9 protein-coding genes are annotated in these 13724 nt (G+C 72.5%); 1 reads left to right on the top strand and 8 read right to left on the bottom strand.

From position 1 onward, the window contains the following. The first annotated feature begins 55 nt into the window (after positions 1 to 55). A complete protein-coding gene (locus BKE41_RS15100) occupies positions 56 to 2272 on the top strand; it encodes an HWE histidine kinase domain-containing protein (protein ID WP_012319786.1) in 2217 nt (738 codons plus the stop codon). A gap of 24 nt (positions 2273 to 2296) precedes the next feature. On the opposite strand, the gene BKE41_RS15095 is transcribed toward BKE41_RS15100, so the two are convergent. From BKE41_RS15095 to BKE41_RS15060, 8 genes are read right to left on the bottom strand one after another with little or no spacing between them, the layout of a single operon-like run. Next, positions 2297 to 3445: an ABC transporter permease gene (locus BKE41_RS15095; protein ID WP_024829687.1), complete on the bottom strand. Its 1149-nt coding sequence runs from the start codon at positions 3443 to 3445 to the stop codon at positions 2297 to 2299. An 11-nt stretch (positions 3446 to 3456) separates the two neighbouring features. Next, positions 3457 to 4473 (bottom strand): ABC transporter permease, encoded by a 1017-nt coding sequence (locus BKE41_RS15090; protein ID WP_012319784.1) that lies wholly within the window; start codon positions 4471 to 4473, stop codon positions 3457 to 3459. Beyond that, entirely contained in the window at positions 4470 to 6437 is a 1968-nt protein-coding gene (locus tag BKE41_RS15085; RefSeq protein ID WP_070999729.1) for an ABC transporter substrate-binding protein, read from the bottom strand. The genes BKE41_RS15090 and BKE41_RS15085 overlap by 4 nt, the downstream gene beginning before the upstream one ends. Further along, positions 6434 to 7300 (bottom strand): hypothetical protein, encoded by an 867-nt coding sequence (locus BKE41_RS15080; RefSeq protein WP_070999728.1) that lies wholly within the window; start codon positions 7298 to 7300, stop codon positions 6434 to 6436. The genes BKE41_RS15085 and BKE41_RS15080 overlap by 4 nt, the downstream gene beginning before the upstream one ends. Next, positions 7300 to 9141, bottom strand: a complete 1842-nt coding sequence (locus BKE41_RS15075) for an ABC transporter ATP-binding protein (protein ID WP_070999727.1) — start codon at positions 9139 to 9141, stop codon at positions 7300 to 7302. The genes BKE41_RS15080 and BKE41_RS15075 overlap by 1 nt, the downstream gene beginning before the upstream one ends. Beyond that, positions 9138 to 11090: a glycosyltransferase gene (locus tag BKE41_RS15070; protein WP_070999725.1), complete on the bottom strand. Its 1953-nt coding sequence runs from the start codon at positions 11088 to 11090 to the stop codon at positions 9138 to 9140. Before BKE41_RS15070 ends, BKE41_RS15075 begins: the two co-directional genes overlap by 4 nt. After that, a complete protein-coding gene (locus tag BKE41_RS15065; RefSeq protein ID WP_070999723.1) occupies positions 11078 to 12355 on the bottom strand; it encodes a glycosyltransferase family 4 protein in 1278 nt (425 codons plus the stop codon). Before BKE41_RS15065 ends, BKE41_RS15070 begins: the two co-directional genes overlap by 13 nt. Continuing rightward, positions 12352 to 13602, bottom strand: coding sequence for a glycosyltransferase (locus BKE41_RS15060; protein WP_012319778.1), 1251 nt, complete (start codon positions 13600 to 13602; stop codon positions 12352 to 12354). Before BKE41_RS15060 ends, BKE41_RS15065 begins: the two co-directional genes overlap by 4 nt. Positions 13603 to 13724: the final 122 nt, after the last annotated feature.

Here is a 13724-nt window from a genome sequence, read left to right as displayed (position 1 = left end):
GGCGAGGGAACGGCGACGAGCCCGCGGGGCGCGGCGGGCCGGGGACGGACCCCGCTTGAGTCCGGACCATCATGCCGAGGGCGCGGGCGTCCCCGCGGTGATCCCCGCGCGCCGTTCCTGGCTGTCGCGGCGGCTGCACCGCTTCGGGCGCAACGGCTTCTCGACCCAGGTCTACCTGATCGCGCTGGTGATCGCGCTGATCGGTCCCGGCCTGCTGTTCACCAGCATCCTGCTGATGCGCTACGCCTCCGCGGAACGGGCGCGGTTCGAGCAGGACGCCCGCGAGAACGTGCGCGGCATCGGCCTGTCTCTGGACCGCGACACCGCCGGCCTCGTGTCGGTGCTGCAGACGCTGGCGACCTCGCCGCGGATCCGGCAGGGCGAGTTCGAGGCGTTCGACGCCCAGGCGCGCCTCGTCCGCGAATCGATCGACCTGGACGTGCTCCTGCGCCGGCCGAACGGTCAGGAGGTGGTCAACACCGGCGTGCCGCGCGGCGCGCCGATGCCGATCGTCACGCTTCCCTTCGACCAGGATCTGGCCCGCGGCACGCAGCGCGCCATGGTGAGTGGCTACGTGCCCGGACCGATGCCGGGCGAGGCCACCTACGCGGTCGGCGTGCCGGTGATGGTCGACGGCGAGGTCGGGTACATCCTGAGCTTCACCGTGCCCCTGTCCCGCCTGCAGGGCATCCTGTCCCGCGAGGTCGTCCCGGGCTGGACGACGGGGATCAGCGACCGGTCCGGCATCGTCCTGGCGCGCCTGCCGGATCCCGAGGCGGTGGTCGGCAAGCAGCGCCTCGCCAGCCTCCGCCAGGTGCAGTCGTCGACGCCCGGCGTCTGGGAGGGCCAGGACCGCCAGCACAAGCCGGTGGTGGTGATCGAGGCGCGCTCGCGGCTCACCGGCTGGATGGTCGCGACCAGCATCCCGCAGGCCCTCGTCGACGCGCGGGTGCGGCGCTGGATCTGGGCCTTCGCGGGGTTCGGCCTGCTGGTGCTCGCCACCTCGTCGCTCCTGGCGGTGAACCTCTGGTCGCGGGTCTCGCGCCCCCTCCGGTTGTTGGCGGCGTCCGGGCCGGCCCTGGCCCGGGGCGAGGCGATCCCGCGCGTGTCGTCGCCGGTGCACGAGATCCAGCGGCTCGGGGTCGTGCTGTCGGAGGCGTCGCTGCGGCTGCGCACGCGGGAGGAGGAGCGCGACCGGGCGCTGGCCGAGACCAAGCGCGGCCTGAGCGCCCTCAGCGAGAGCGAGGCGCGCTTCAGGCACATGGCCGATTCGGCCCCGGCCCTGATCTGGATGACCGACGAGACCGGCGCAGTCAGCTTCGCCAACCTCCATTTCGAGCACCTGTTCGGGCTGCCGGCCGCGCAGTTCAACGATGACGGCTGGCACCAGATCGTGCATCCCGACGACCTGGAGAACTTCCGGACGGCCTTCACCGAGGCGTTCGAGGCCCGGATCCCGTTCCGCACCGAGGCGCGGGTGATCGACCGGACGGGCGCGGTGCGCTGGCTCCAGTGCGAGGGCGTGCCGCGGCTCGACGACGCCCAGAACTTCCTGGGCTACACCGGCTGCAACATCGACATCACCGACACGAAGAACGCCGAGGAGCACCTGCTGCTCCTGATCCACGAGCTGAACCACCGGGTGAAGAACACCCTCGCGACGGTGCAGTCGATCGCGGCCCAGTCCCTGCGCGGGCTGGAGGGCGCGGAGGCCGACGCGGCGCGCGCCGCCTTCGAGGCGCGCCTCCTCGCCCTGGCGCGGGTGCACGACGTCCTCACCCGGGAGAGCTGGGAGGGTGCGGAACTCTCCGCCGTCGTGGCGGACGCGATCCGGCCGCTGGAGGCCGGCGACGGCCGGACCTCGCGGTTCCAGGTCTCGGGACCGGCCCTGCGTCTGCCGCCGCGGCTGGCGCTGTCCATCGCCATGGCCCTGCACGAGCTCGGCACGAACGCCGTCAAGTACGGCGCGCTCTCGACTGAGGGCGGCACGGTCGAGATCTCCTGGACGGTGCGGCGCCTGGAGGAGATGCAGCTCTCGCTCCGCTGGTCCGAACGCGGCGGCCCGCCGGTCAAGAAGCCGACACGGACCGGATTCGGCTCGCGCCTGATCGAGCGCAGCTTGGCGCGCGAGCTCGCCGGCGAGGTCGTGCTGAGCTACGAGCCGACCGGCGTGGTCTGCACCATCGACGCCCCCGTGCCGCCGCCGGGCCTCTTGGAGCGCAAGGGCGTCGCCGCCCCGACGCGGATCGCGCCGCTGCCGCTCGCCGGGTAGGCCGGCCCAGCGCGGCGCCTCCCGTCAGTGATACGGATCCGCCGCGTCGCGCAGACCGTCACCCATGAAGTTGAACGCGAGCACGGTCACCAGCACGGGCAGGACCGGCAGGAGCAGCCAGGGATAGAGCTGCACCGCCGCGAGATTCTGCGCCTCGTTGAGCAGCACGCCCCAGCTGGTCACCGGCGGTCTGAGGCCCAGGCCCAGGAATGACAGGGCTGTCTCGCCGAGGATCATGGTCGGGATCGACAGGGTCGCCGAGGCGATCAGGTGACTCATGAAGTTGGGGATCAGGTGCCGGCCGATCACACGGGTGGGCGAGGCGCCCATCAACTCGGCGGCCTGGACGAAATCCTCCTCGCGCAGGGCCAGGAGCTTGCCGCGCACCGCCCGCGCCAGCCCTGGCCAGTCGAGCAGGCCGAGGATCACCGTGATACCGAAGAAGATCAGCAGCGGGCTCCAGTTCGGCGGCAGCGCCGCCGAGAGGGCGAGCCAGAGCGGCAGCTCCGGCAGGGAGCGCACCACCTCGATCAGCCGCTGCACCCCGGCATCGACGATACCGCCGAAATAGCCCGCGATGCCGCCGAAGAAGAGCCCCAGCGCGAATGAGATGGCGACGCCCACGAGGCCGATGGTGAGCGAGATCCGCGCCCCGTAGATCATGCGCGAGAACAGGTCACGCCCGAGCTTGTCGGTGCCGAGGAGGAACAGCGTGCCGTTCTCCGGCGGGCAGACGAGATGTAGATCGGTGTGGACGAGCCCGAGCCAGTCGTAGCCGTCGCCCCGGCAGAGGAAGCGCAATGGCTGCGGGGCGGACGCGTCCACCTTGTAGTCCCGGCGGAACGTGTCGAGGTCCAGGTGGGCCCGGTAGGGGTAGACGAACGGCCCGACGAAGCGGCCCTCGTGGAACAGGTGGACGCCCTGCGGCGGCGCGTAGAGGAAATCGCCGTTGCGGCGGGCCTGCCCGTAGGGCGCCAGCTGCTCGACGAACGGTACCGTGGCGTAGAGCGCGAGCAGGATCAGGGCCGAGGCCACGGCGAGGCGGTGGCGCAGGAACTTCCGGAGGATGAGCCGCCACGCGGAGGCCGTGGCGACCGTGCTCTCGGCCCGGGCCTCGGGCTCGAAGGGTGCCGGATCGACGAAATGTCCGGATGCGGGAAGCGCGTCGGTCATCGCGGGGCGGGTCATCGCAGGCCCATGCGGATGCGCGGATCGAGCCAGACCAGGATCAGGTCCGAGATCAGCATGCCGACGAGGGTCAGGGCCGCGACGAACATCAGGATGAACCCGGCCATGAACTGGTCCTGGCTGCGCAGGGCCTCGAGGAGCAGCGGCCCGACGGTCGGCAGGCTGAGCACCAGGGAGACCAGCACCGAACCCGAGACGAGGTGCGGCAGCAGGTTGCCGATATCCGCCACGAACGGGTTCAGCGACATCCGGAACGGGTATTTCAGCAGCGCCTGCAGGGGCGGCAGACCCTTGGCGCGGGCGGTGACGGTGTAGGGCTTGGCCAGTTCGTCGAGCAGGTTAGCGCGCATGCGCCGGATCATGGCCGCGGTCCCGCCGAGGCCGATCACCAGCGTCGGCACGATCAGGTGCGCCATGAGCGAGCGGAGCTTCTCCCAGGTCCAGGGCTGGTTGGTGAGGGCCGAATCGTAGAGCCCCCCGATCGACAGCCCGAACCACCGGTTGGCGTAGAACAGCAGGATCAGGGCGAGCAGGAAGCCCGGCACCGCGAGGCCGACATAGCCGAGCAGGGTGACGACGGCGTCGCCGAACGTGTTGCGGTGCGTCGCGGAGTAGATTGCCGCCGGGATCGCTACGAGGTGGACGAACACCACCGCCGTCAGGTTGATCAGCAGGGTGAGCCACAGGGCGTCGCCGACGACGTCCGCCACCGGCTTGTCGTACTCGAACGACCAGCCCCAGTCGCCCTGAAGCAGCCCCGAGAACCCGACCGACCCGGGCAGCACGCCGATCCACATCAGGTATTGCTGCCAGACCGGCCGGTCGAGCCCGTACTGCTTGATGAGCAGCTCGGCCTTCGCCACGGAACTGGCGTCGCCGGTGGCCCGCAGCTCCATGATCCGGTTGGTCAGGTAGTCACCGGGCGGCAGCTTGATGATCACGAAGACGAGGGCCGAGATGACCAGCAGCGTCACCGCCATGGTGACGACGCGGCGAAGGATCTGGGCGATCACTGGGCCTCCGCGCGCTTGTCGGCGCCAGACTCGGCGCCCTTGTCCCAGAACAGCTCGTCGAGGCGCTGCACGCCGATCATCGCGGTGGGCTCCCAGGAATAGAGGGCGCGCTTCGGGAGGTTGATCAGGCGATCGGCGCCGACCACCGGCTGGAGCGCGCCCGCCACCGTGCCGATCACCCACGTGTTGCGCGCGTGGTTCATCAGCATCTCGCGCCAGATCGCGGCCTGCCGGCCGGCATCGTCGGTGTGGCGCCACTCCCGATCGAGCTCGATGAGGCGTTGGACTTCCGGGACGTCGCAGGGCTCGCCGCTCTTGCCGCGGCTCTCGACGTTCATGCTCCACAACGGCCAGGAATAGTGCTCCGGCTGGGCCGGGCTCAGCTCGGTCGGCGGCATGATCGCGGTCGGGACGGCCAGATCGAGGCCCTGGGCGGCCACCATGACGGTGACACCCGCGATGGAGCGCCGGTGCAGGTTCGTGCGCTCCTGCGGCTTGGTGATCAGGCGGATGCCGACCTCGCGCCAGAATTCCGTGATGAGGAGCAGCGCGTCGAGCACCATCTCGGCTTCGCCGTCGCTCTCCACCACCAGCTCCAGCGCGCGCCCGCCGGGCAGCAGCCGGGTGCCGGACCCGTCGCGGGCCGTCAGCCCGATCTCGTCCAGCAGCTTGGCGGCCCGGGCCGGGTCGTAGGACGCGTGGAGGGTCCGCATCTCGGGCTCGAACAGCGCGCTCTCCGGCACGATCGTGTCGTTGCCCTCGGTACCCAGGCCGAACAGGAGCGTGTTGTTCAGGGTGCGCCGATCGATGGCGAGCGACAGGGCGTGCCGGTAACGCACGTCGCGGTTGAGCTGCCGCCACGCCGGATCCGTCGTGGTGAGGTTGGGGTAGAGCGCGATCTCCGAGCCGCGGGCCACGGGCCACAGGTTGGTGCGATAGCGATGCGCCGCCTCACCCTCCTTGAGACTCGGGATATCGGGCATCATCAGGCCGCGGAACATCAGGTCCGCCTCGCCTGCGTTGGTCTTGGCGACCAGGAGGCCCTGGGAGGCCACGTCCATCACGATCGTGTCGACGTAGGGCAGCTGCGTACCAGCCGTGTCGACCCGGTGGTAGCTGCGGTTGCGCTCGAACCGGAACCGGGTGGCCGGCGAGCGGGTCCGCGGCACCCAGCCCTGCAGGGTTGGGCAGTCCGGGTTGTTCAGCTCGTAATTGTCGTCGAGACGATTGTGCAGGGCCGCCCAGCTGCGGAGCTTGAGCGCCTTGGCCTTCGCGTCGGCCGCATCCTTCCCGATGTAGCGGGCGTGATACGGCTTGAGGTAGTGCGACGGCCGGTAGATCAGCGGGTCGCGCGGCGCCGCCAGGGCCGGCAGGAACATCGGGTTCGGCCGATCCCAACTGTAGCGGACGGTGACCGGATCGAGGAACTCGACCGTCGGCAGCTTGCCGTCCACGCGGAAGAAGGCCGGCGGCCCGTCGGGGCTCAGCGCCTTCTCGTTGGCGACATCCTCCCAGTAGTAGCGGAAATCCTCCGTGGTGAACGGGTGCCCGTCCGACCAGCGGTGGCCCTGGCGAAGCGTGAAGGTGAAGCGGCCGCCCTCGACATCGACGCGCTCCAGCACGTCGGGCCGCAGGTTGAGATCGGCATCGTAGCCGATGAGGCGGGTGTAGCCGTAGACCGACAGGTAGCGGACGTCCCGTGCCTTGGCGATCAGGGTCCGGATCGTGCCGCCGGCGCTGCCGAGGCGGCGTCCGTGGGCGGCGAGGTCGGCCACGTAAGGGGTGGCCGGCAGCCCGGGCGCGTCGGCCGGCGGGGTGTCGGCGAAGGCCCGCGACGGCGCACGCGCCCAGATCGCCGCGGCGCCGAGCCCGGCGAGGAGGGCGCGGCGGGACACGGTACCGTCCCCTTCGTTCCGGTGCGGGAGAGCGGACGGGACGACGTCCCCCGGGCCCCAGGTCGTCATGGGCTGCCCCGCAACGTCACGGAGGTGAGCCGGGCGGGCGAGTAGCCGGTCGCCCTGTGCAGGTCGTCGAACGCGTGGGACCGGGCGATCAGCCCGGCGGCCTGCCGCACCAGGACGTCGTCGGCCGGCTGCTCGAAGTGGCGGCCGTTCCGCGTCCAGCGGATCGGCTCCGGGCTCCGCTCGGGCCCGGTGATCATCGCGATGGTCGGATGCGCGGGGCCACCATGGGCGTGGATCCGGTGCCCGGCCGCGTCGTCGTCGAAGAGCAGTCGGGTCAGCCCGCGGGCCTGCGCCTCGACGACCCGCCGGCCCTGCGCGACGTGGTCGTCGAAGAACGCCACCGTCCGCGCCGGGTCGAGCACAGCCCAGTCGGCGGTCGACCAGTCGGCGGTGCTGTAGCGCGCCTGCCGGTCGCGGTACTGGAGGCCCGACAGGTCCGGATCGTGGCAGAAGATCCGCGCCCGCGGGCGGGCCTGCCGGATCACCCAGGTGGTGAGGCCTCGGAAGACGCCCGATTCGATCACGAAGTCGGGCCGCAGCGCGCGCATGGCGACGTAGAGCTGCAGCGCACCGTTGAAGCCGCTACCGCCGCGCCGCTGCCGGACGGGGGCTGTCGGAATCAGATCCCAGAAGGCCCGGACCTGCCCGAGCACGTCGCCGTCGGGGACGAGGCCGGCGGCGGCGAGATCGCGTTCCAGGATGGCGGCTGCCGATTCGAGCAGGGTCGCCACCTCGCGCGGCGAGGTCGGCCGGTGACACCAGTCGGGGGCGGCCGGGACGAGGTCGTAGCCCAGGCGGTCGAAGAAGGGCGACAGCACCTTGCGGCGCAGGCGCTCCAGCATCACGGGCGGCCGGGCCTGCATCACGCGGCCTCCGCCCTGGGGGCGGCGCCGAAGCGCACCCGGTGGCCGGTCTCGACCGCGCGCATCGCGCCGGCCTCGTCGGGAGCCAGGCGGAAGGGCTCCTCCCAGCGGGTCGGGTCGTTGCGGTCGGCGGCGACGGCCGCGAAATCCAGGGGATGGTCCAGGCTCGGATCGGGCACGGCGGCGAGCAGCGCCCGCGTGTAGGGATGGACGGGCCGGCGGAACAGGGCCGCGCGCGGCGCCTCCTCGACGATGCGGCCCCGGCACATCACGCTGATGGTGTCCGCCATGTAGTCGATCACTGCCAGATTGTGGGAAACGATGAGGTAGGAGAGGCCCAGGGCGGCCTGGAGGTCCTTGAGCAGGTTCAGGATCTGCGCCTGGACCGAGACGTCGAGGGCCGAGACCGGCTCGTCAAGCACCAGCAGCCGCGGCTTCGGGGCCAGCGCCCGGGCGATGCCGATGCGCTGCCGCTGCCCGCCCGAGAAGGCGTGCGGGTAGCGGCCGAGACCGCTCGGCTCCAGGCCGACCATGGCCATCAGGGCGCGGCAGCGCTCCCGCCGCTCCGCCGCCGGGACCCCGTGGATCTCCATCGGCTCCGACAGGATCTGCCGGACGGTCATGCGCGGGTCGAGGGACGCGTAGGGGTCCTGAAACACGAACTGGACCGTGCGGCGGTACGCGAAGAGGGCGTCGCCGTTCAGAGCGTGGACGTCCCGCGGGCCGCTGCCGTCGTCGAACAGGATCCGCCCGGAATCGGGCCGGAGCGCCCGCATGATCATCTTCGAGACCGTGGTCTTACCCGACCCGGACTCGCCGACGAGCCCCAGCGTCTGGCCCGCCGCGAGGCTCAAGGACACGTCGGACACGGCGTGGACGATCCGCGGCTTCTGCCACAGCCGACCGGCGCGCAGCGTGAAGTTCTTGCTCACCCCCTCTACCTGCAGGATCGGCCCGGCCAGCGGCGCGGGCGTCTGGCCGGGCGGGATCTCGGCCTTGGCCGGGCGGATCGGCGTCAGCCGCTCGCCGGGCGCCATATCGAATCGCGGCACGGCGTGGAGGAGCGCGCGGAGATAGGCGTGGCCCGGCGCGCGCATCACCGTGTCGCGCGGGCCCGCCTCCACCAGGCGGCCGCGGTAGAGGACGGCCACGTCGTGGGCGATGTTGGCGACCACGCCGAGATCGTGGGTGATCAGCAGGATCGCCATCCCGGTCTCGTCCTGGAGCCGGGCCAGCAGGGCGAGGATCTGGGCCTGCGTGGTGACGTCGAGGGCGGTGGTCGGCTCGTCGGCGACCAGGAGCGCGGGTTTCAGGATCAGCGCCATGGCGATCATGGCGCGCTGGCGCAGGCCGCCGGACAGCTCGAACGGGTAGGTCCGCAGGGCGCGATGCGGGTCGGGGAAGCCGACCCGGGCGAGAGCCTCCTCGGTCCGGGCATCGGCCTCCTTGCGGTCCGCCCCGGTATGGATCCGCAGCGCCTCGCCGATCTGGTCGCCCACCGTGTGGAGGGGTGACAGGCAGGTCATCGGCTCCTGGAAGATCATCGCGATGCGCTGGCCGCGTATCGCCCGCATCGTCTCGCCCTCGGACGGGAGTCGCGCGATGTCGGTCTCGGTCTCGCCGTCCCGGAACAGGATCCGGCCGCGGGTGATGGCGGCGGCGGGCGGCAGGATCCGCAGGATCGCCTGCGCGGTCACCGACTTGCCCGAGCCGGACTCGCCGACCAGCGCGAGGGTCCGGCCGCGGTGGACGTCGAGGGACAGGCCGTGCAGGGCCTCGAATTGACCGCTCTCCGTGCGGAACGCGACCGCGAGGTCGCGGATGGACAATAGCGGGCTCAACCCGTCCTCGCGATCTGTGAGACCTGAGACTTAGATACCGCCGGCCCCATGTCCATCGCGGCCGCGCCGAAGTGTCCCCGAAGATCCAAGACCTGTATCGCCGGATGCCGCAGGAGCTTGTCCACCAGCGCGCCGACGAAGTCCCAGACGGCCTCATCGTGGATGCGGTGGTGGGTGAGAAGGCCGAGCGGCCGCTCCGGCGCGCCGGCGATGTCGGCGGCGAGGCCGCGCAGCAGGCAGTCGGGATCGATCAGGCCCCGGGTACCACGCCAGTCGATCGGGTCGAGGGTGGCGTCGAGGCGGAGCAGCCCCGGGATCGGCGGACCCGGCACGGCCGAGAGGCCGCGATAGCCGAGATCCGGGAGGGCGGCGGCGAGGTCGGGCGCGACGCGGTTCCACGGCGGCACGAAAACCGGCAGCAGCGACGCCTCCGGCAGCCGCTGCCGGGCGATTTGCAGGCCGGCAGCGGCGTCGGCCATCAGGGCCTCGAGGGGCCGGTGCGCGCCGAACTCCGCCCGCTTCTCGCCCGGCGGGGCATGATTGCGATGGGCGCGGCCGTGGACGGCGACCGAGACGCCGGCAGCCGTTTCGAGCCGCCGCGAGAGGGAGGACTCGATCTTGGTCGGAATCGCGGCGAGGAGCAGCGGGACGCCGTGCCCTGCGGCGAGAGCGACGAGCCGGTCGAGTCGCGGACCGCCCGCGACCGCGTCGTCGTCGCGCCAGAACAGCCGAACGCGCTGGCCCCGCGCCGCGACGGCATCGAGGGCGCTGTGGACGGCGTCGAAGGCCGGATCCGCTGCCGGGAGGCGGCCGCGCCGCCCGCGCTCGCCCGCGTGCAGGGCCTCGGCCAGCGCGACCGTACGCGCGGCGCCGTCCAGATCGATCCTGTGGTCCCCGGGCGCAGGGAGGGCACTTTGCGACGCGATGGCCCGCACCAGGCTCTCGGGCGTCAGCGCCGATTCGGGCAGCACCCGGGCGAGTCGCCGGGCGGCGAGGCGCTCGGCACGCAGGCGCTGCTCGGTCTCGCCGCCGGCCTCGAAGGGTACCAGGACGGCAGGTGTCCGGGTAACGAGGAGATCGACGGCCGTGTTGTAGCCGCACTGGCTGACCGAGACGGCGGCGCCGGACAGGAGGGCGCGATAGTCGGGTCGGGCGCGACCGAGGATGCCGGGCTCCAGACCGTGGCCGATCTGGGACAGCGCCGCCTCGGGCACGCCGTGGCCGGCCAGGATCCGCCAGCCGAGATCCGGCCGCTGCCGGGCCGCATCGGCGGCCGCACGCAGCAGGACGAACCCCGCCGGCCCGGATCCGGCGGCGACCAGCACGCCGGAGCGGTGCGAGGCCGGCGCTGGAGCGGTCCCCTCATCCACGTATCCGGTGTAGCGGACCTTCGCGGCGGTCGCCGCGTCGAGGGGCCACGAGGCCTCGAGCGGGATGAGCGCCGGATCGCCGTGGACCAGCACGGCGTCGTAGAGGTCCGCAACCCGCGCGTGCGACTCGGCGATGCGCTGCGGCTTGGTCGAGGCCACGAGGACGTCGCGCACGGAGGCGAGGACGAGCGGGCGCCGCCGCAGGGCGCGAGCCGCGTCCACCAATGCCATGAACTCGGGCGCCAGGGCGCGCCGGCCGAACGGGAACAGCTCGGTGACGACCGCGTCCGGCCCGAAGGCTGCCAGAGCCTCGATCATCAGGCTGCGGCGGCGCTCGAGCAGTGCCGGCCCGGCCGGGTGTCCGTCGGGGTCCAGCAGCGTCGAGAAATCCGTGCCGGCGATCCGGAGCGGCGGCAGCTGCACGAGGCGCAGGCCGTCGGAGCGGACCATCGGTGCCGGGACGCCGCCCGAGACCAGCATCGTCTCGTGGCCGGCCGCCGCGAAGGCGCGGGCGATGGCGGCCGAACGGGTGAGGTGCCCCGCGCCGAGCAGATGCGTGACCGCGATCAGGACGCGCACGCGGTCAGCTCCGGTTCGTGAGCGGCCGCGTCCTGCGGCAGACCCGCGGAGGCGCGCAGCCGGCCGGCGATCAGCGCGATCGCCGCTTCCGCGGAGAAGTCCTGCACGAGCCGGGCCAAGGCCGCCGCGCCGAGCCGCTGGCGGTAGCCAGGATCGCCCGCGAGACGGGTGAGAGCGTCGGCGAGCGCCGCCGGCTCGCCGGGCGGGACCAGGACGCCGTGGACCCCGTCGGTGATGAACTCCGGCGTGCCGGCGAAGGCGGTCGCCAGGATCGGGAGCGCCTGACTCGCGGCCTCCATCAGCACGTTCGGCAGGCCGTCTCGGTCGCCGCCAGGCGCGGGCTTCGTCGGCAGGACGAAGAGGTCGGCCGCGCGCATGGCCTCGATCACCGCGGGCTGCGCCAGCGCGCCGCGGAAACGGACCCGCTCCGCGAGGCCGCCGGCAGCGATCCGGGCCTCCAGGGCGTCGCGGAGGTCGCCGCCGCCGATCAGGTCGAGCCGCCAGTGCAGGTGCGCGGGCAGGGCGGCGAGAGCGTCGATGAGGTCGTCGTGCCCCTTCTTGGCGACCATGCGACCGACGCAGAGGAGCCGGAGGGCGCGGTCCGGATCCGTCCCGTCGCGCAACTCGCGCGGCGGCGGTGCCGGAAAGCGAGTCAGGTCGAGCCCGTGATAGGCGAGCTGCGTCCGGCCCGGCGCGAGGGCCTGCAGGCGGGCGAGCCCGTCGCGGGTGCAGGTCACGCCCCATTCGGCGTCGCGCAGCTTCTCGGTCAGCTCCCAGTCGGGCGTCGTCCAGATGTCCTTGGCGTGCGCCGAGAAGCTCCACCGGCGCCCGGTCAGGAGCGCGGCGTAGCGGGCAACGCTGGCGGGCGTGTGGAGGAAGTGCACGTGGATATGGGCGACCTCGGCCGGCAATTCCCGGGCGAGGACCAGTGCCTGCCCGAGGCGCCGCAGCCGCGACGCCGTCGGGTCGCGCCGGAGATCGCGGGCGAACAGCGCCAGCAGCGCGGGCAGGTTCGGCCGGCGGAGTGCCGCGCCCAGCCCGCGAAGCACCCGCAGCGGCGCGTCGCGCAGGTATTCGGGCAGGTAGGCAGCGCCGGCGCGGATCTGCGCGTGCATCGGGTGGCGCGCCCGGTCGGTCGGGCGCCGGAGCGACCAGATCTCGAGGGCCAGGCCGGACCGTTCCAGCGCCAGCAACTCCTGGGCGATGAAGGTCTCGGAGAGCCGCGGGTAGCCCTTCAGCACCACGGCGACCCGCTTGGCGCTCACGAATAGGCCTGCAGGCACGGGCGGGCTGCGGCGTCCGCGCCGCCGCGCGCGGTGAGCGCCCTGACGCGGCGCGCGACCGCGTCGAGGCCGTCGAGCAGACCCGGCACCAGCACCCGCGACGGCGGGTCCTGTCCCGGCAAGTCGCGGAGTGCCGTCGCCATGCGCGCCGGCGCCCGGCCTTCCGCCTCCATCAGCACCCGCGCGAGGCCGAGCCGCTCGGCCGCGAGCGCCCGGATCGCCTGCTCCCGCCGCGGCTCGGTCCGGGGCACGAGGACCGCCCGGCGGTCAAAGGACAGGATCTCGCAGAAGGTGTTGTAGCCCCCCATAGCGACCACGCCGGTGGCCTTGCGCATCAGGAACTCGATCTCGCTGTCGAAGGTGATGGCCGCGATCCGGTCGCCGAGGCGGCGGATGCGCGCCGCGAACCCGTCCCGGGTCCCGGCATCGAGGAAGGGACCGAAGGCGATGAGCGCGGGGAGGGGAATCGCGGGATCGGCCTCGTAGGCGGCGATCACCCAGTCGATCAGGGCTGCCCCGTCGCCGCCACCGCCCGGCGTCACCAGGATGAAGGGGCCGTCGGCCACCGGCGGCTCCTCGCGGCCAGCGCGGCGTTCCGGGAGCTCCCGGCGAAGATAGCCGGTGTAGATCAGGCGCGCGTCGATGCGGGCGGCCATGTCGGGCTCCATCGGCAGCGCCGCCAGGGGCTCGTGGATGCGGCTCAGCCCGTAGACCCAGATCTCGTCGTAGAATCGCGCCATCGTCTCGGCCGCACCCTTGCGCTCCCATTCGGGGACGAGGCGGTCGGCGTCGTCGAGGACGTCGCGCAGGCCCAGGACGAGGCGGATGTCGCGTTCGGCGGCCTGCTCCAGCACAGGCAGCAGCTCGCCGTGGAAGCCGGCCGGTTCCTTGTCGACGATGATCAGGTCGGGCCGAAAGGCGGCGCAGGCCTGGGCGATGATCGCGGAGCGCTGCTCGACGGTGCGCGCCAGCGGGGTCGCGCCGTCCAGGCTGGCATAGCCGCCGTCGGCGAACTTGGTCACCGGCGGCAGCCGGACCGTGCGAACGCCCGGCGCGAAGGCGAAGCGGTCGACCACCGGCGAGCCCGAGACGATCATCGCCCGGGCGCTGCGGTTGCTCGCCACGATCGCGTTGGCGATCGCCCGCGAGCGGCGCAGATGCCCGAGCCCGAAGGTATCGTGGCTGTAGATCAGGACGCGCGGGGCCGATGACGGCTCGTCCAGTCGCATCGATGTGATCGCCCCGGTTGACGGCGCGAGGATCGCAGCCGCCGCCCTCTTGCACAAGCCGGGCCGGGCCGCAAACACCCCTGTTAACGGGCCCGGAACCGCGCGCGCCTAGGCTGTCGCGG

It is taken from the genome of Methylobacterium sp. C1, from assembly GCF_001854385.1.
GTDB classification, from domain to species: domain Bacteria; phylum Pseudomonadota; class Alphaproteobacteria; order Rhizobiales; family Beijerinckiaceae; genus Methylobacterium; species Methylobacterium radiotolerans.
The sequence above is the reverse complement of the archived record's forward strand: the minus strand, read 5'-3'. Positions and strand labels throughout refer to the sequence as shown.